The following is a 17,428-nucleotide window of genomic DNA, read 5'->3' on the forward strand; positions in this document are numbered from 1 at the left end:
GCCACACCATGAACATTGTTGTCTGTGTGAAGCACGTGCCGGACGCCACGGCCGACCGCAAGTTCGAGAGCGACAACACCGTCGACCGCGTAGGCGTCGACGGTCTCCTCTCGGAGCTTGACGAGTACGCCGTCGAGCAGGCGCTCCAGATCGCTGAGAAGAACGAGGGCTCTGAGGTCACCGCGATCTGCATCGGCCCTGAGGGCGCGGTTGACGCTGCCCGCAAGGCTCTGCAGATGGGTGTCGACAAGGCTGTCCACGTCGTCGACGACGCCATCGCTGGCTCCGACGCCGTTGCCACCTCGCTGATCCTGGCCGAGGCCATCAAGAAGATCGGTGTCCCGGACCTGGTCATCACCGGCATGGCCTCGACGGACGCCGGCACCTCGCTGGTCCCGGCGATGCTGTCGGAGCGCCTGGGCCTGCCGCAGGTCACCTTCGCCTCGGTCGTGGAGACCCAGGGCGACCAGATCCGCGCCAAGCGTGACGGCGACGCGGCCACCGAGGTCATCGGTGCCACGCTGCCCGTCGTCCTGTCGGTCACCGACCAGACCGGCGAGCCGCGCTACCCGTCGTTCAAGGGCATCATGGCGGCCAAGAAGAAGCCGCTCGAGGTCCTCTCGCTGTCCGACCTCGGTGTCGACGCCGGTCAGGTCGGTCTCTCGGTGGCGTGGACCGCTGTCGAGTCGACCACCGCCCGCCCGCCGCGCACCGCTGGCGAGATCGTCAAGGACGAGGACGGCTCGGGTGCTGCTGCGCTCGCCGGGTTCCTCGCTTCCAAGAAGTTCATCTGAGAAGGCTGAGGAATAGATAGCCATGGCTGAGATTCTGGTTCTCGTCGACCACGTCGACGGTGCTGTCCGCAAGACCACCAACGAGCTCCTCACGATCGCGCGCCGCATCGGCGAGCCGTCGGCGGTGTTCATCGGCTCGGGCGAGGCCCCGGTCGAGGCGCTGAAGAAGTTCGGCGCCGAGAAGATCTACGTCGTCGACGACGCGGAGATCAAGGGCTACCTCGTTGCTCCCAAGGCCGAGGTCCTGCAGCAGATCGCGGCGACCGCCAACCCGGGCGCCATCCTGATCTCGTCCTCTGCCGAGGGCAAGGAGATCGCCGGTCGCCTGGCGATCAAGCTCGGCTCGGGCGTCATCACCGACGCCGTGGACGTTGCCGCTGACGGCACCACCACGCAGTCGGTGTTCGCGGGCAACTTCACCGTGAACGCGAAGGTCACCCAGGGCACTCCGATCATCGCGGTCAAGCCCAACGCTGCTGCTCCTGAAGAGGTTGCTGGCGCGGGTGCGGTGGTTCCGACCGCCGTCACCATCTCTGACGTGGCCAAGGCTGCTCAGATCGTGGCGTCGCAGCCGCGTCAGTCCACGGGTCGTCCCGAGCTCACCGAGGCCGCCATCGTGGTTTCGGGTGGCCGTGGCACCGGTGGCGACTTCACCGCGGTCGAGGCGCTCGCCGACGTCCTCGGTGCTGCTGTGGGTGCCTCGCGTGCCGCTGTCGACTCCGGCTGGAAGCCTCACACCTTCCAGGTCGGCCAGACCGGCAAGGTCGTCTCGCCGCAGCTCTACGTGGCCAACGGCATCTCCGGTGCGATCCAGCACCGCGCCGGCATGCAGACGTCGAAGACGATCGTCGCGGTCAACAAGGACGAGGAGGCGCCGATCTTCGAGCTCGTCGACTTCGGCGTCGTTGGCGACCTGCACACGGTCCTCCCGGCGCTGACGGCCGAGATCACCGCTCGCAAGGGCTGATCTTCACCTCGCTGCAAGCGAACGCCCCGCTCTCCTTCGGGAGGCGGGGCGTTCCGCATTTCCGTTGACACGTCGCAACCTCGAGGTCGACACGGCCCAACCTCGAGGTCGACACGGCCCGACTTTGACGCGACGCCGCGCTTCGGTCGTCTTACGGCGCGGTCGCGTGAATAGCGTGAAGACTTTTCGTCAGCATGTGACGAAAAGTCTTCACCTTGATGCGGTCGACCTCATGCGGCGCCAGGTCGAGTCGAGGTTGCGACGTGTCGACCTCAGGACTCGACGCCGAGGGCGCCGAGGATGTCCTTCTCGGGAAGGGGAGCGGCCTCGACGGAGCTGGACGACGTGGCGGCGACCGCGTTGGCGACGAGCTGGCGGCGGGACTCGGTGAACGTCGTGCGGATCGTGCCCTCGCCCTGCTCGAGTGCCTTGAGGTTGCGCGCCCGGACCTCGCGGCCCCACTTGTCCGCGGCGACGAGACCGTCGCACTGGACCTTGATCGACTCGATGATCGACCAGATCGTGTCCTCGTCGATCAGAGGCGTCTGCGACGCGCGGGCGGTCTCGGTGACTGCCTTCCCGGTGGCCTCGAATGCGCCCTTGACCAGGTCGTTCGTGCCCTTCTGGACAGCGCTGCCCATCTCGGCGCCCTCCTGCGCCAGGGCCGCCTGCTGCCACATCGCCAGCGACGTGCGGGCGGAGGGGAGACCCATGGTGCGGAACACCTGGCAGCGGCGCTGCATCGTCGCGGAGACGAGGATCAGGTTGCGGATGGACGGAGCCTGGGCGTAGCCGAGGAAGAACTGCTGGCGCCAGTCGAACCAGGTCTTCTCGATCTCGCTGCTCGCGGTGGCCAGCTGGCCGTGCAGCTCGCGGAGCTCGTTGACCGTCATCGTGCGGTCCTGGAACTGCACCGACCCCATGTCGCCCAGGACCTCGGCGCCCTTCAGCGCCTCGTCGGCCGCCGCGAAGTCGGCGCGCACGACCTCGTTGATCTGCTCGAGGGCCGCGAGCACCGCGACGACGTCCTGGAGCGTCTCCACGGTGTTCTTGTGCAGCTGCTGCCCGCGCGTGACGTTGTCGGCGAGGCGCAGCTCCATCTCCTTGAGCTTCGTCTCGGCGATGTCGATCTTGTCGGAGATCGGCTTGGCCTCCCGGACCAGCGTCTTCAGGCTGTACGTCGCGCCGCGGATGAAGTCGACGACCTTGCGGACCGCGCTCTCGACCTTCTCGTTGCGGTACTTCTTCTGGAAGCCGTCCATCTCGCGGAGGAGGTCGTTGACCATGTCCTCGGCAGGCGGGACCTTGATGTCGCGCTGGGCGGCGAGGAGCTGGGTGCTCGACGCGTTGAGCTTCGTGAGCACCGGCTCGCCGAAACGGATGATCGCCTGGAAGTCCCCGACCATCTGGGCGGCGACGCCAGGAGCGTTGCGCTCGAGGTCGGCGCGCTGCTCATCGGTCAGCAGCGATCGGAACTGGAACGTCGCCTCCGACGGCGCGGCTGCCGCTGCGTCCTCGGGGGTCACCTTCGCGAGGGCGGACTCGAGAGCGGTTGCGGGCTCCGGGTTCGACTCGGGAGCACCGAGGAGCTCCTTGAAGTTGACGCCCGGAAGGGCCGGAGGCGTGGGCGTTGCGTTGCTCATGACGGCTTGTCCCCCTGGGGATCGGTTGGGTCGGAGTAGATGTCCTTGACGGTCGCGTTCATCGAGCCGACCAGCGACTCGAGGGCGACCTTGAACTCAAGATCCTGGCTGGCGTTGACCTGCCGGATGTTGGTGACGAGCTGGTCGTCGGTGGCGGCCACGGCCTCCTCGACCTCGGCCCGCCGGGCTGCGGCGTTCTCCCAGAGCCGCGGGCTGCGGATCAGGTCGAGGTAGTAGTCCGGACCGAGGGCGCGCTCGAGCTTGGTCAGCACGTCGATGTACTCGATCGAGGCGATGCGCACCTGCTGCTCCGTGCCGGTGCGCCGGATCCTGCGGAACAGCTCGCGCACGTTGGCCCGGATCGAGGTGAGCCGCTGGGCTGCGGCCGGGTCGAACTCGGATCCGTGAAGCGTCTGGAGGGAGTCGAGGCGGGCGAGGACGTGCCGCAGCTCCTCGGGTACGTCGCGGGCCGTGGTGGCGGTGCCGCCCTGCCGGAGACGGCGTACGACGAGGGCGCCGGCTGCGGCGACCACGGCGAGGCCGACCAGGCCGCCGCCGACACCGACGACGGTGCCGAAGCCGGAGCCACCGTCGTCGCCGCCGGATCCCGAGCCGCCCGATGTGGAGGTCCGCCAGCTGTCGCTCTCGAGGGTCTGGAGAACCGCAGCGCCGCCCTCACTCTCGCCCGCACTGTTCAGGGCGGTGAGGAGAGCAGTGGCATCGTCGCCAGCTGTGCCGTAGGAGTCGCGCGGACCGTCGATGACGACGATCACGGTCTCGTAGTCGTCGGTGGCTCGCAGCAGCTGGGCGGCGAGGCCCGAGGCGCTGAAGGTCTGCGTCGCATCCTCGGGCAGCGCGACCACGGCCACGTCCTGCTGGCTGGCCACGCCCTCGATCGCACTTGCCGAGGAGAGATCCGCCGACTGGTCGACGTACACCGCGGAGCCCTGCAGCTCCTCGGCGGCGTCCTGGACGTAGTCGACCTCGGTCCGGACCAGCCAGACGGGAACGATGGGGGACAGGGTCATGGCATCAGAAGTTGTTGATGACCGACGCGAAGACCGCGTCGATCCGCTCGGGGTCGGATGCGTCGAACGACTGGCCGCCGGAGGCCTTCGCGATGCGCGCGAGGACGTTCTTGTTGGCGTCGTCGCTGTAGACGATGGTGAAGATCCGGACCGGCGTGTCCGCCGCGCCCTCCTTGGCCGACCGGTTGATCTTCACCAGGAGGGAGTCGATGGAGGTCTCGGAGTCGGTGTCCTCGCCGTCCGAGAGCACGACGATGGCGTTGATCCGGCCCGGCTGGGCGTTCTTGACCATGTAGTCGTAGGCCTTGCTGATCGCGTCGTAGAGCGGGGTGCCGCCGCGGCGTGCGTGGGCGAGGTCCTCGATCTGACCTTCGAGCTTCTCCCGGCCGCTGCCGAGCGCTCCGAACGGGTGCACGGGCACGAGGTTCTCGCCGAGGTCGCTGCGGACGTCGGTGGTGAACGCCCAGACCCCGACCTGGTCGCTGGGCCGGAAGTGGTCGAGCGTTCCGGTCGCGCCGTCGATCGCTCCGTCAAGCCGGGTGCGACCGTCGCCGATGCCCTCGTCCATGCTGCCCGAGATGTCGATCAGCTCCAGGACAGCCGACGGCTTGCGGATCTCGAGCCACTGGTCGATGGCTGCCGAAACGACCTCAGGTGTCGGCTTCGGCAGCGTGACCTTCGGCTGCGCGGGGTCGATGCCGATGGAGGCATTGAGGTCCTGCGACACGTCGACGCCGTTGAGCACCGGGCGGAAGCCGTAGGACGGCAGCACCTCCTGCGCCGGCTTCGTCTGGAGGAAGTCGACGAACGCCTTGCCGGCTGCCTTCTGTGCCGCGTTGACCCACGGCTCGTCGAGCACGACGGCGGGGTTGTCGGACCACATCGATCCACCGGACGGGTAGACGGCGACGAGCTTCTCGCGCGGCGGCACGAGGTCCTCGCCCGGCTGCACGGTGTGGCTGTCCGGGTTGCCCTTGTTGTAGTTGAACAGCGACGTCTCCTCCAGCGCCACGGCCGAGACGTACGCCGAACCGCCGGCGTTGCGTGTCCCGTCGTACAGCGTCTTGAGGACCGCGCCGGTGGTGTCGCCGTAGTGGATCGCGCCGGACTCGAACGTCCGCGAGAACTCCTTGGCCTTCGCGACATCCGCGGTGCTCAGGTCCTTGGCCTTGCCGGACGCGGCGTAGGACTGCATGAGGATGATGGACAGGCCTGTGGTGGAGGTGTTGGGGTTGGTCTTCGCGATCTTGAAGTCGCCCCAGAGCGGCTTGCCGACGCTCGACCAGCCCTTCGGGTCGGAGACCAGCCGGCCGATGTCCTGGAGGCTGATCGGCTTCTGCGGGTAGCCGAGCGCCTTCGCCATCGACTCCGGCACGCCGAGCACGACCGGAGTGCGGGCGAACGACGTGGCACCTGCGACGCCGTCGTTGCCGGCTGCCTCCACGCGGTCCGTCCACACAGTCGAGGCCGGCGACCAGATCGTCGGCCAGAAGGCCCGGTCCTTCAGGGGCCAGCTGTCCGGGTCGGCGCCAAGGATCTTTGCGCCGTTGCCGGACGACACGTTGATCGGGTAGATCGTCGCGCACTCGTCGAGGCCGTCGTGCAGCTGCGACTGCTTGAAGTCCTCGCCGAGCTTCTCGATCAGGTTGACCTTCTCGGAGGACGTCGCGACGACGACGCTGGTGCAGCCGTCCTCACCCGGTGCGGCACCCTCGGGGCCGCCCCCGTTGCCTCCGGTTCCGGTCGAGCAAGCGGCTGCGAATGTGGACGCGGCGGCAATGAGGGCGGCGGCGGCCGACCTGCGCAGGTTCCTCATGGAATGTCCTCTGGGGTCGTGACGACCGGTCGCCCTAAATCCTAGGTCGCGATGAATCTAGTACGGGGTGGTCAAGGTTTCGGTCATCAACGTGAAGACTTTTCGCCAGCATGTGACGAATTGTCTTCACGCTCAAGCAGTGGCGCGAGCGATCGTGGGGAGCAGCAGGTCGTACGCCGCCGATGTGAGGTGGAAGCCGTCGTCCAGGAAGGCGTCCGGGCCGAGCGGAGCGAGCAGCGAAGGCGTGTCGATCACCGTGCCGCGTGCCGCAGCCACGTGGGCCGCAGCGGAGCGGGCGAACTCGGTGAGCCTCGCGTTGCTCCAGCCCTGTGCACGCACCTCGTCGGCGCCCGGGCTGGTGACCAGGACGACGCGTCCGGGCACGCGTGCGACGAGGGCCTCGATCTCTCGCGTGAAGACATCCAGGGGCACCTCACGCCACCCGGCGTCGTTGGTGCCGATCGAGACCACCACGACGTCGTACGCCGCGAGGTCGAGGCCGTCGACCTGCGTCGCGAAGTCCGTGGCAACGGCACCACCGAAAGCGCGGACCGTGGCGTCGGGGAGCTGTGCCACCAGGGCGGGGCCGACACGGGCGAGGTGACTGTCTCCGAGGACGAGGACGCTCATGGGGCGAGACTACGAGCGCTGTGCACGCCGGGCCGCGCGGCGCAGCGCGGGCACGTAGAGCAGGTGCCCGAGCTGGCTGATGTGGATGCCGTCGGGAGTGCGACCGGCACGGCCCAGTCGCGCGATCACGGCCGGGGTCTCCACGACGGTTCCTCCGGCCGCCCGCACGACGGCGGAGGCCTCGACGGCGTAGCGCGCCATGTGAGCGTCGTCGTAGCCGACCGCCCGCGCGTCCGCCCCCGGACTGGTCACGAACACGAGCGGGGTGCCGGCCAGCCGACCGATCACGGATTCGATCGCCGCAAGGAAGTGGGGCAACGGCACCGGTCGCGAGCCCGCGTCGTTCGTGCCGACACCGAGCAGCACGACGTCGTAGCCGGCTGGATCGAGCTCTCCCAGCTGGTCGAGGACCTCGGGGGCGGTCGCGCCACCAACGGCGCGATTGGTGGTCTCGCGGGCGATGAGCCGGGGGTAGCGGGCGAGCCGAGCCAGCTGGCTGTCGCCGAGCATGAGAACGCGCATGGGTCGAAGCGTAGGGGCCCGTAGGCTTCTCCTGTGAGCATCGAGCAGGACGTCAAGGCAGCAGCGACCCGCGCCCGTGAGGCGAGCCACGAGCTCGCCCTCGCCACCCGTGCGGTCAAGGACGCGGCGCTGATCGGCATGGCCGACGCGCTGATCGCCAACCAGGACACCATCCTGGCCGCCAACGCGGAGGACGTGGCGCGTGCCGAGGCAGGCGGCACCGAGCCCAACATCATCGATCGGCTGCGCCTCACCGAGGACCGGATCGCCGGCATGGCCGACGGACTGCGCACTGTTGCCGGCCTGGCTGATCCGGTCGGTGAAGTGGTCCGGGGCAGCACCCTGGCCAACGGGCTCGAGCTGCGGCAGGTGCGGGTGCCGTTCGGCGTGGTCGGGATGATCTACGAGGCTCGCCCCAACGTCACCGCTGACGCCGCGGGCATCTGCCTCAAGTCCGGCAATGCCGTCCTGCTGCGTGGCAGCTCCAGTGCGCGGTCGAGCAACGCCGCGATCATCGACGTACTCCGTGACGCGGTGGAAGCCGCCGGCCTGCCGGCCGACGCCGTCCAGGCCGTGCCGGGGGACAGCCACGACAGCGTCAAGGCGCTCATGCGTGCGCGCGGCCTCGTCGACGTGCTCATCCCTCGCGGTGGCGCGGGCCTGATCCGCAGCGTGGTCGAGGAGTCGACCGTGCCGGTCATCGAGACCGGCGTCGGCAACTGCCACGTCTACGTCGACGCGCGCGCCGACCTCGACAAGGCGCTCAGCATCGTCATGAACTCCAAGACCCACCGCACCAGCGTCTGCAACTCGGCTGAGTCGCTGCTGGTGCACGAGGCGATCGCGGATGAGTTCCTTCCGGTCGTCATCGAGGCGCTCCAGGGCGCGGGCGTCACGATCCACGGCGACGACCGCTTCACCGAGTACGACGGTGTGCAGACCGCCACCGACGAGGACTACGGCGTCGAGTACCTCGCCCTCGAGATCTCGGCGAAGGTCGTGTCGGACCTCGACGAGGCGATCGGCCACATCCGCCGTTTCTCCAGCCAGCACACGGATGCGATCGTCACCGAGGACCAGACGGCCGCGCGTCGTTTCACCGCGGCTGTCGACTCGGCGGCGGTGCTGGTCAACGCGAGCACGCGCTTCACCGACGGCGGCGAGTTCGGCTTCGGTGCGGAGATCGGCATCTCCACCCAGAAGCTTCACGCGCGCGGCCCGATGGGACTGCCGGAGATGACCAGCACCAAGTACATCGTGATCGGCGACGGGCACACGCGCTGACCCTGTAGGTTTTCGGCCATGGTTGCGTGGGGCAATGAAGCCGTGCAGGGGAGCAGCGGGGCAGCTGCGTGAAGTCCATCCTCGGTACCCTGGGCTTCAGCCTGCTCGGGTCGCTCATCCCGATCTTCAACGTCGAGGTCTACCTGATCGCGATCGCCACCCAGATCCCGAGCTCGGCGGTCATCCCGGTGTCGATCGCCGCGGGTGCGGGCCAGACCCTCGGCAAGATCGTCTGGTACCACGCGTCCGCTCGCTCGATGGACCTGCCGTTCGTGCAGCGCCGCTTCGAGAAGCCGAAGTTCAAGGCGCAGTACGAACGCTGGGAGCGCGTGATCAACGGGCACCCGTGGGCAGGCGCGGGGATCACCTTCGCGTCGGGCCTGATCGGCTTCCCGCCGTTGCTCGTGATCGGCGCCATCGGCGGCGCGCTACGGATGAACCAGGCCGTCTTCATCAGCATGATCTTCCTCGGCCGCACGCTGCAGTCGTGGGCGATCCTGATCGGCCTGGTGTCGTTCTTCGAACTCACGCCACTGTTCCACTGAGTCGCTGAACCGGACGGCCGACCGCTATTCTGTGCGCCATGTCGCTGAGCACCCTGGTCATTGCCCTGTCCGAGACTGTTGCCGAGCACTCCGCTGAGCCCGCAGTCTCGCCCTACACCGTTGGTGCTGTTGCGCTGGGCATCCTGATCGTGATGCTGCTGATCCTGCTTGCCTTCGGCGGCGGTCGCGAGCACAGCTGACCATGGGTCGGCGGCGCGTGGGGGTCATGGGCGGCACGTTCGACCCGATCCACCACGGCCACCTGGTCGCCGCGAGCGAGGTCCAGTCGTGGTTCGACCTCGACGAGGTCGTCTTCGTGCCCACGGGCAATCCCTGGCAGAAGACCCGCAGTGCGGGACGCGACGTCTCGCCGGCGGAGCACCGTTACCTGATGACGGTGATCGCCACGGCTGCCAACCCGCGCTTCCGCGTCTCGCGCGTGGACATCGACCGCAACGGTCCGACGTACACGATCGACACGCTGCGCGACCTGGCCGCGGAGATGCCGGACGCGGACCTCTACTTCATCACCGGCGCTGACGCGCTGACCAACATCTTCACCTGGCGTGACGTGGACGAGCTGTTCGCCCTCGCGCATTTCGTGGGCTGCACCCGGCCGGGCTACGACATGGGCCCCGGCACGTTGGAGAACATCCCGGCGGACCGTGTGACCATTGTCGAGATCCCGGCACTGGCGATCTCCTCCACCGACTGCCGCGAACGCACCCATCGCGGGGAACCGATCTGGTACCTCGTGCCCGATGGCGTCGTCCAGTACGTCGCCAAGCACCAGCTCTATTCCAAGGACTCCGCATGACCGGCATCGAACCCTCCATCGAGCTCATCCACGTCGCTGCCCGCGCGGCCGCTGACAAGCTCGCGACCGACATCCTCGCTTTCGACGTGAGCGAGCAGATCGGCATCACCGACGCGTTCCTGCTCGTGTCGGGCAAGAACGAGCCGCAGGTCAACGCGATCGTCGAGGAGATCGAGGACAAGCTCCGCGAGATCGGCGCCAAGCCGATCCGCCGCGAGGGTCGCCGCGACGGCCGCTGGGTCCTCCTGGACTTCGGCGACATCGTCGTCCACGTGCAGCACGAGGAGGAGCGCCAGTACTACGCCCTCGAGCGGCTGTGGCGCGACTGCCCCGTGATTTCCCTGCCCGCTGATCTGCACGGCCCCGTCGCTCCCCAGGAGTGAGCTGCTGCTCATGAGTGATGCTCCCCGCCGGCTGATCCTGCTCCGGCACGGCCAGACCGCCTGGAACGCCGAGGGGCGCGCTCAGGGGCACTCCGACATCGAGCTGGACGACTCCGGCCACGAGCAGGCCCGCGACGCGGCGCCCTGGGTCGCGGCGTACCAGCCGGTGGCGCTGTGGTCCTCGGACCTGGCCCGCGCGCGCCAGACCGCGGCGTACGTCGCGAAGGAGACGGGGCTCTCCGCTGTCTTCGACGAGCGGCTGCGCGAGTTTGCGCTGGGGGAGCGCACCGGGCTGACGAACGAGGAGTTCGGGGAACGCTTCCCCGAGCAGTACGCCGCGTTCCGCGAGGGCCGCTGGGACCCCCTGCCCGGCATGGAGACCACCGAGGAGCTGGGGGTCCGTGTGACCGCGGCGCTCGAGGAGCTCGCGGACACGCTGTCGCCGGGGGAGACCGCGGTCGCCGTGGCGCATGGCGGAGCGATCAAGGTGAGCGTCATGGCGCTGCTCGGCTGGACTCCCGAGATCGCACAGGCGCTCCGTCACCTGAGCAACTGTGGGTGGGCGGTGCTGGAGCTCGAGGGGTCTGGTGGGGGCCGCTGCTGGCGTCTTGCCGCGTGGAACCGCGTGGTTCCGGACCCCGATTTCACTTCCTCGTAGCCGTTGGCTAATATTCCTTCTCGTTGCCCGGTCATCCGGGAGACACCCTGGGGGTGTGGCGCAGCTGGTAGCGCACCTGCATGGCATGCAGGGGGTCAGGGGTTCGAGTCCCCTCACCTCCACAGGACAAGGAGCGGCCTCCGAACTGCGGAAACGCAGCTCGGAGGCCGTTTCACATTTCCGCCGAAGGCTCTGCACAGGCTGGCTCCTGCCACACTTGCCGACGTGAGCGCACCGGCACCCCAGCCCATGATCCTGCTCGTCTCGGGCGACGAGATCGACGTCCTGTCCGAGCAGTTCGGTCGCTACGAGCATGAGTACGACGTGGTTCCCGCGACCAGCGCCGCGGACGCGACGAACCTGCTGTCGAGCGCTGTCGCCGAAGGCCGACCAGTCGCGCTGATCGTCACGGACTCCGTCCTGCCCGACCAGAGCGTCCTCTACGCACTGCACGACTGGCGTGCGCTGGTGCCGACCAGCCGCCGGGTCGTCGTGATCCCGATCGCCCGCTTCGCCGAGGACACCGTCACGCTGCGGCCGTCGCTGCAGAAGGGAAAGTTCGACACCTACCTGGTGCTCCCGCAGGGGCAGCGCGATGAGGAGTTCCACTACGCGATCACCGAGCTGCTGAGCGACTGGGGCGCGACGGTCGCGGTCTCCGAGATCGACAGCATCCGGATCATCACGCCGGAGGCCAGTCCGATGGCGCTGGCGGTCAGGGACTTCCTGGACCGCACCGGGTTTCCCCACCGGACCTACCCGCCCGACTCGCCGCAGGGACGAGAAGCGCTGGCACTCCTCGACAACGCCAGCACGCCGACGTACCCGTTGGTGCACCTGACGTCTCGGCCCTTCGCCGACCGGCCGATCATCGCCCCGACCTCGGTGCGCGAGCTGTCGGCACTGATGTACGGCCGCCCGTCCGACATCGAGCTCGACGGCGTGGTCGACCTCGCCGTTGTCGGCGCCGGGCCGGCCGGCCTCGCCGCGGCTGTGTACGGCGCCTCCGAGGGCCTGAGCACCGTCGTGCTCGAATCCGACGTCATCGGCGGACAGGCCGGCACCAGCTCGATGATCCGCAACTACCTCGGCTTTCCGCGCGGCATCTCCGGGATGCGGCTCGGGCAACGTGCCCGCACGCAAGCGATCCGGTTCGGCGCCCGGTTCTTCACCGGGTGGCCGGTCGAGTCGCTCCAACCGGGCAAGGACGGCGCACCGCACGTCCTGGTGACCAGCGGCGGCGAGGTCCGGGCCCGGGCAGTGTTGGTCGCCTCGGGGGTTGCCTACCGCCGCCTGGGCGTCGCGCCGCTGGAGGAGCTGGTCGGTGCCGGGGTCAACTACGGCGCTGCGATGACTGCTGCTCGTGAAATGGAGGACCGCGACGTCTACGTGGTGGGCGGCGGCAACTCCGCCGGGCAGGCGGCCGTGCACCTGGCCCGGTTCGCCCGCTCGGTCACCGTCCTGATCCGGGGGAAGGACCTCACCGCGACCATGTCGGCGTACCTCATCGACGAGATCGAGTGGAATCCGCGCATCACCGTCCGGGTTGCCACCGAGATCATCGACGGTGGTCCCGATGACAGCGGGCAGCTCGGCTGGCTCCAGCTCTGCGACGTGCGGACCCGGGTGGAGGAACGGGTCACCGCGGCCGGTCTGTTCCTGCTCATCGGCGCGGCCCCGCACTGCGAGTGGCTCGGAGACGAGGTGCTCCGCGACGAGCACGGGTTCGTCCTGACCGGCCGCGACGTGCCGACCGACCGATGGTTCGACGAGCTGCCTCCGGAGAACCTTGCGACCTCCGTCCCGGGCATCTTCGCCGCAGGCGACATCCGGTCGGGATCGATGAAGCGGGTCGCGGCGGCGAGCGGCGAGGGCGCCTCGGCGATCTCGCTGGTGCACGGATACCTCGAGGGGCTGCCTGCTGACGGACGGTGACCGCGGGGTTCGCGACGATCAGGTCGCGGGAAGCAGGACCGTCACCCGCATCCGGTCGTCGTGGTCGCACGGCAGGTCCACGGGAGCGCCGTGGATCGTGTGCTGCCCGTCGGAGCAGAGCCGCACCTGGCCGCCGGCCGCGGTGACCAACTGCTCGACGAGCGCGAGTCCGAGACCGGATCCGGGACGCGACCGCGCCTCGGGGGCCCGCGCGAATCGGCGTGTGGCCTGCGACAGCATCTCCGGGGACATGCCGGTCCCGGCGTCGGTCACCGTGAGGACCGCCCAGCCGCCGTCGCGGCGTACGTCGAGCTCGACGGGGGTCGTGCCGTGCAGCAGGGCGTTGTCGAGCAGGTTGGCCACGATCCGCTCGAGGGTGTGGGCATCGGCGTCCGTAGTGACGTCCCCCTCCACCCGCACCCGTACGCCGCGGCGCGCGGCGTCGCGGGCCTCGGCGACCTGGCGTGCGACAGCACCCAGGTCTGCACCACCTGCTCGCCGCGCGGCCGGGTCACCCTGCTCGAGCAGCTGCGTGCTCAGGGAGACCAGCCGCTCGACGTCCTGGTCGAGCTCGTCGAGCGTCTTCTCGTGCTCGGCGACCGAACGGGTGCGGCTGCGGGCGAGCTGGATCCGGGCCTTCACGAGGGTGAGCGGTGTCCGCAGCTCGTGGCTGGCGTCCTCGACGAACTGCTGCTCCCGCTGGAGGGCGGCTTCCTGCGCGTCGAGCATCTCGTTGAGCGTGTGGCCCAGTCGCGTCACCTCGTCGTCGCGGTCGGTCGGGACGTCGAGGCGAAGCCCCTGCCCACCGGCGGCGATCTCGGCGGCCCGGGAGCGGTAGCGCTCGACCGGCCGAAGCGCGGACCTGGCCAGCAGGTCACCGACCACGCCGGCGATCAGCAGCGAACCGAACCCGGCGATCAGCAGCTGCGCGAGCAGCTCGCGGAGCGCCTCGTCGCGATGGGCGCGGCGTACTGCGACGGCGAGCCAGGGCCCGTCGGGACTGGCGCGGACGACCCGGACGCGGAGCGGGCGCACGGCCCCGACCGGCAGCAGGGCGCCACGATCGACGCTGACCGCGCCGCGGTCGGGCATGTGCGAAGGCTTCACCAGCGCGTGGGGTGGGGCGGCGCCACCTCGATCGCGCACGATGCCGCCCGGGACCAGCACCTGCCAGTCCGCGCCGGTCGCATTGGCCCGGTCGACGTCCGACATGGTGCCGTCGGCCCGCACCAGCGGAGCAATGGTCTGGGTCGCCCGGCGCAGCTCGATGTCGAGGGCACGGTTGAGGGCGTACTCCACCCGCCAGTAGACGAAGACGCCAGCGCCGGTCAGCAGCACGAGCATCGCGGCCACGAAGCCCGCCACCAGTCGTGCGTGCAGGGGGAGGCGGTTCACGAACCTCACCTGGGCACCTCGATGCGGAACCCCGCGCCGCGCACGGTCGTGATCGTCTCCGTCCCGAACGGTCGGTCGATCTTGGCCCGGATCCGGGCCAGGTGGACGTCGATGACGTTGCTGCCGATGTCGGTCTCGCCGTCCCAGACCCGGTCGAAGAGGTCATAGCGCGAGACCACCCGGCCCGCTTCCTGGACCAGCACGTGCAGGATGTCGAACTCGCGGGCCGACAGGTCGATCGGGGTCTCACCGCGGGTCACCCGGCGGGCATCCGCGTCCACGACCAGGTCGCCGACGCTGACGATGGCCGGGGTGAGCAGCGCCGAGCGGCGCACCAGCGCACGGAGCCGGGCCATCAGCTCGCCGAGGTCGAACGGCTTGGCGAGGTAGTCATCCGCGCCAGAATCCAGGCCGTTGATCCGGTCACCGATCTCGCTGCGGGCGGTCAGCATCAGCACCGGCGTCGTCACACCCGCCTCCCGCAGCCGGCGGCAGACGGTCACGCCCTCGAGCCCGGGCAGCATCCAGTCCAGCAGCAGGACGTCGTAGGGAAGGCCTCCAGGAAGTGCCCGGCCGAACGCCGACAACCCGTCGCCGACGAGCTCGACCTCCCAGCCCTCCTCGGTGAGCGCGGTCTCGAGGAGCGCTCCGAGCCGGACGTCGTCCTCGGCCACCAGGATCTGCATGGCCCTACTCTGCACTGCCCTGGGGCACTTCATGATCGTGTAAGGCGCGCGTTCCTACGGTCGGCCCATGGACGCCCTCCCGCTGCTCGCTGACCGCCCTCCGCTCGGTGCCACAGCCACCTCGACAGCCACCGCTGTTCAGAGATGTGTCGTCGTGGTGCCGACCTACAACGAGGCCGAGTCACTGCCGCGGCTGCTCGACCTGCTGGCCTCGGTGCGGACGTCGGTCGCCGGCGGCTGGGCACTCGATGTGCTCGTCGTTGACGACGGCAGCCCGGACGGCACGGCCGACCTCGTGCGCAACCACCCGGCGTACGGCGCGTGGCTGGGGCTGCTGGCCCGCGAGGGCAAGGGCGGCCTCGGGTCGGCGTACCGGGCCGGGTTCGCGCACGCCCTCGACGCCGGGTACGACGTGGTGGTCCAGATGGACGCGGACGGGTCGCATCCGGCGTCGGGGCTTCCGGCGATGCTCGAGCGGATGCGTGACCACGACCTGGTGATCGGGTCGCGCTACGTGCGCGGCGGTCGCACGGAGAACTGGCCGCTGCGTCGGCGTCTGCTCTCGACCGGCGCCAACGCCTATGCGCGCGGTGCACTCTGGCTGCGGACCCACGACGCGACCGCCGGCTTCCGGGCCTGGCGCAGCGATGCCGTCCGGGCGGCCGGGGTCCTGGCGGGGGAGTCGGACGGCTACGGGTTCCAGGTGGAGAACACCTGGCGTGCCGAGCGCGCCGGGCTGCGCGTTGCTGAGCACCCGATCACGTTCGTCGAGCGGACCGGCGGCGTCTCCAAGATGGATGGCGCTGTCGCGCGCGAGGCGCTGGGCCTGATCGCGCGGTGGCGCTGGCTCGAGCTCGTGGAGCGGACCCGTCGGCATGCCTGGGTGATCGCGTTGATCGCCCTGGCTGTCCTGCTCCGGGTGCCGCACCTGAACCGGCCGCTGGGGCCGGACGAGGCCGGGTTCCTGATGCTCGCCGGGCAGTGGCAGCCGGGTTCGTCGCTCTACGGCGACCACTGGGTCGACCGGCCACCGCTGCTGGTGATGATCTTCCAGCTGGCCTCTGCGCTGGGCGGGGCGGTCCCGCTGCGGCTGATCGGGGCACTGGCTGCGGCCGCGTCCGTCGCGCTGGCGGCGTGGCTCGGCGCGCGGGTGACGTCGCGCCGGGTCGGCCCGATCATCGCCGCCGCGGTGGCGGTCGTGCTGCTCGACAGCCCGCTCTTCGGGGGCGCCTCGGTCAACGGCGAGCTGCTGTCGGTGCCCCTGGTCCTGGCCGGGGTGTGCTGCGTCCTGCGGGCCGGCGAGCCTGTGCACGGGCGTGGTCTGTGGTGGTGGGGACTCGCCGGCGCAGTGGGCGCAGGAGCGGTCCTGGTGAAGCAGAACATGCTGGATGTCTTCGTGGTTGCCGGCGCTGTGCTGGTGTGGCAGTTCGTGCGGGTCGGCAAGCGTCCCGCTCTGCTTGCGGGCTCGGCGTTCGGGCTCGGGGCGGTGGCCGTCACAACCGCCGTCCTCGGGTACGCCGCCGCTCACGGCACCGCGCCGCCGGCGCTCTGGGACGCTGTCGTCGCCTTCCGCTTCGAGGCCTCCGCGGTGATCTCGTCCTCGGCTTCCTCGGCCACTCCGGAGCGGGCGAGGCTCCTTGCCTGGGCCTGGCTCAGCAGTGGTGCACCGCTGCTGCTGGCGGTGGCGGTCATGCGTCGTCGGGGGCGGGTGCCGGACACCCGTCTGCCGCTCGGTTGGCTCGCCGGGCTGTTGCTCGGATGGGAGGTCATCGGGGTGGTGGCTGGCGGGAGCTATTGGCCGCACTACCTGATCGGGACCGTCCCGGGCACGGTCTTCGTGGTCGCCCGAGGTCTCGCGGGCGGCGCCCCGGTGCGGCGCTACGTCATCGCGCTGCTGGTCGCCGCGACCTCGCTCGTGGTGGCCGGGACCATGATGACGGCCTCCGCATCGACGCCCCTGACACCGCAGGGGATCGATGCGGTCAAGGACTACCTCCGGACCCACGCCGGTCCGGGCGAGACCGGTTTCGTGGCCTATGGGCACGCCGAGATCCTGGAGGCGGGCAATCTCACGAGTCCCTATCCGCAACTGTGGAGCCTGCCTGTGCGCGTGCGGGACCCACAGCTGCGCGAGCTGGCTGCCGTGCTGTCCGGACCGGACCGGCCGACCTGGGTGGTCACGCGCGCCGAGGGGCTGACCTCGTGGGGGATCGACGCGCGTGCTGCGCAGTCCGTCCTGGATCGGAGGTACGTCGTGGTGCACGACGTCGGCTCCTGGCGGGTCCTGCACGTGCGGTCGTAACCGCACACCCGTGCCCTCCAGGC

17 protein-coding genes and 1 tRNA gene are annotated in these 17,428 nt (G+C 69.7%); 11 read left to right on the plus strand and 7 right to left on the minus strand.

Features of this window, described 5'->3' with window-relative positions; all coding sequences use genetic code 11:
• The first annotated feature begins 26 nt into the window (after positions 1 to 26).
• Positions 27 to 794: an electron transfer flavoprotein subunit beta/FixA family protein gene (locus tag D4739_RS12420; RefSeq protein WP_238473637.1), complete on the plus strand. Its 768-nt coding sequence runs from the start codon at positions 27 to 29 to the stop codon at positions 792 to 794.
• Between the two features lie 22 nt (positions 795 to 816).
• A complete protein-coding gene (locus D4739_RS12425) occupies positions 817 to 1,761 on the plus strand; it encodes an electron transfer flavoprotein subunit alpha/FixB family protein (protein WP_120060911.1) in 945 nt (314 codons plus the stop codon).
• Between the two features lie 272 nt (positions 1,762 to 2,033).
• Here D4739_RS12425 and D4739_RS12430 read toward each other — a convergent pair whose 3' ends face one another.
• The 5 genes from D4739_RS12430 to D4739_RS12450 form a co-directional block, all read right to left on the minus strand.
• Positions 2,034 to 3,404, minus strand: coding sequence for a toxic anion resistance protein (locus tag D4739_RS12430; RefSeq protein ID WP_120060912.1), 1,371 nt, complete (start codon positions 3,402 to 3,404; stop codon positions 2,034 to 2,036).
• Positions 3,401 to 4,432, minus strand: coding sequence for a hypothetical protein (locus tag D4739_RS12435; protein WP_120060913.1), 1,032 nt, complete (start codon positions 4,430 to 4,432; stop codon positions 3,401 to 3,403). Before D4739_RS12435 ends, D4739_RS12430 begins: the two co-directional genes overlap by 4 nt.
• 4 nt (positions 4,433 to 4,436) lie before the next feature.
• A complete protein-coding gene (locus tag D4739_RS12440) occupies positions 4,437 to 6,248 on the minus strand; it encodes a substrate-binding and VWA domain-containing protein (protein WP_120060914.1) in 1,812 nt (603 codons plus the stop codon).
• A 132-nt stretch (positions 6,249 to 6,380) separates the two neighbouring features.
• Positions 6,381 to 6,878 (minus strand): SGNH/GDSL hydrolase family protein, encoded by a 498-nt coding sequence (locus tag D4739_RS12445; RefSeq protein ID WP_120060915.1) that lies wholly within the window; start codon positions 6,876 to 6,878, stop codon positions 6,381 to 6,383.
• A 9-nt stretch (positions 6,879 to 6,887) separates the two neighbouring features.
• Complete coding sequence (locus D4739_RS12450; protein WP_120060916.1) at positions 6,888 to 7,400, minus strand: SGNH/GDSL hydrolase family protein; 513 nt, start codon at positions 7,398 to 7,400, stop codon at positions 6,888 to 6,890.
• Between the two features lie 33 nt (positions 7,401 to 7,433).
• Between D4739_RS12450 and D4739_RS12455 the strand changes: the two genes are divergently transcribed.
• The 8 genes from D4739_RS12455 (at position 7,434) to D4739_RS12485 (ending at position 13,022) form a co-directional block, all read left to right on the plus strand.
• Positions 7,434 to 8,684, plus strand: coding sequence for a glutamate-5-semialdehyde dehydrogenase (locus D4739_RS12455; RefSeq protein ID WP_120060917.1), 1,251 nt, complete (start codon positions 7,434 to 7,436; stop codon positions 8,682 to 8,684).
• A 68-nt stretch (positions 8,685 to 8,752) separates the two neighbouring features.
• Positions 8,753 to 9,229 carry a hypothetical protein gene (locus D4739_RS12460; RefSeq protein ID WP_120060918.1) on the plus strand — a complete coding sequence of 159 codons (477 nt, stop codon included), beginning with the start codon at positions 8,753 to 8,755 and terminating at the stop codon, positions 9,227 to 9,229.
• A gap of 38 nt (positions 9,230 to 9,267) precedes the next feature.
• Positions 9,268 to 9,429 (plus strand): hypothetical protein, encoded by a 162-nt coding sequence (locus D4739_RS16930; RefSeq protein WP_182920408.1) that lies wholly within the window; start codon positions 9,268 to 9,270, stop codon positions 9,427 to 9,429.
• Positions 9,430 to 9,455: 26 nt separating this feature from the next.
• Positions 9,456 to 10,046: a nicotinate-nucleotide adenylyltransferase gene (gene nadD, locus D4739_RS12465; protein WP_238473734.1), complete on the plus strand. Its 591-nt coding sequence runs from the start codon at positions 9,456 to 9,458 to the stop codon at positions 10,044 to 10,046.
• Positions 10,043 to 10,429 (plus strand): ribosome silencing factor, encoded by a 387-nt coding sequence (rsfS, locus tag D4739_RS12470; RefSeq protein WP_120060920.1) that lies wholly within the window; start codon positions 10,043 to 10,045, stop codon positions 10,427 to 10,429. The genes nadD and rsfS overlap by 4 nt, the downstream gene beginning before the upstream one ends.
• Before the next feature lie 10 nt (positions 10,430 to 10,439).
• The gene (locus D4739_RS12475) at positions 10,440 to 11,087 is read left to right on the plus strand and encodes a histidine phosphatase family protein (RefSeq protein WP_120060921.1); all 648 of its coding nucleotides are present in this window, start codon (positions 10,440 to 10,442) and stop codon (positions 11,085 to 11,087) included.
• 49 nt (positions 11,088 to 11,136) lie between these two features.
• Positions 11,137 to 11,209, plus strand: a tRNA-Ala gene (locus D4739_RS12480).
• Positions 11,210 to 11,312: 103 nt separating this feature from the next.
• Complete coding sequence (locus D4739_RS12485) at positions 11,313 to 13,022, plus strand: NAD(P)/FAD-dependent oxidoreductase (protein WP_147384913.1); 1,710 nt, start codon at positions 11,313 to 11,315, stop codon at positions 13,020 to 13,022.
• A gap of 18 nt (positions 13,023 to 13,040) precedes the next feature.
• Here the strand turns inward: D4739_RS12485 and D4739_RS12490 are convergent, their stop codons facing one another.
• Positions 13,041 to 14,417 carry a sensor histidine kinase gene (locus D4739_RS12490; RefSeq protein WP_238473638.1) on the minus strand — a complete coding sequence of 459 codons (1,377 nt, stop codon included), beginning with the start codon at positions 14,415 to 14,417 and terminating at the stop codon, positions 13,041 to 13,043.
• Between the two features lie 5 nt (positions 14,418 to 14,422).
• Positions 14,423 to 15,103: a response regulator transcription factor gene (locus tag D4739_RS12495; protein WP_120060923.1), complete on the minus strand. Its 681-nt coding sequence runs from the start codon at positions 15,101 to 15,103 to the stop codon at positions 14,423 to 14,425.
• 67 nt (positions 15,104 to 15,170) lie between these two features.
• On the opposite strand from D4739_RS12495, the gene D4739_RS17075 reads away from it, so the two are divergent.
• On the plus strand, positions 15,171 to 17,405 hold the full coding sequence (locus D4739_RS17075; RefSeq protein WP_220699287.1) for a polyprenol monophosphomannose synthase: 2,235 nt from the start codon (positions 15,171 to 15,173) through the stop codon (positions 17,403 to 17,405).
• The last annotated feature ends 23 nt before the right edge of the window (positions 17,406 to 17,428 follow it).

This window comes from Nocardioides cavernaquae (assembly GCF_003600895.1).
Classification (GTDB): Bacteria; Actinomycetota; Actinomycetes; order Propionibacteriales; family Nocardioidaceae; genus Nocardioides; species Nocardioides cavernaquae.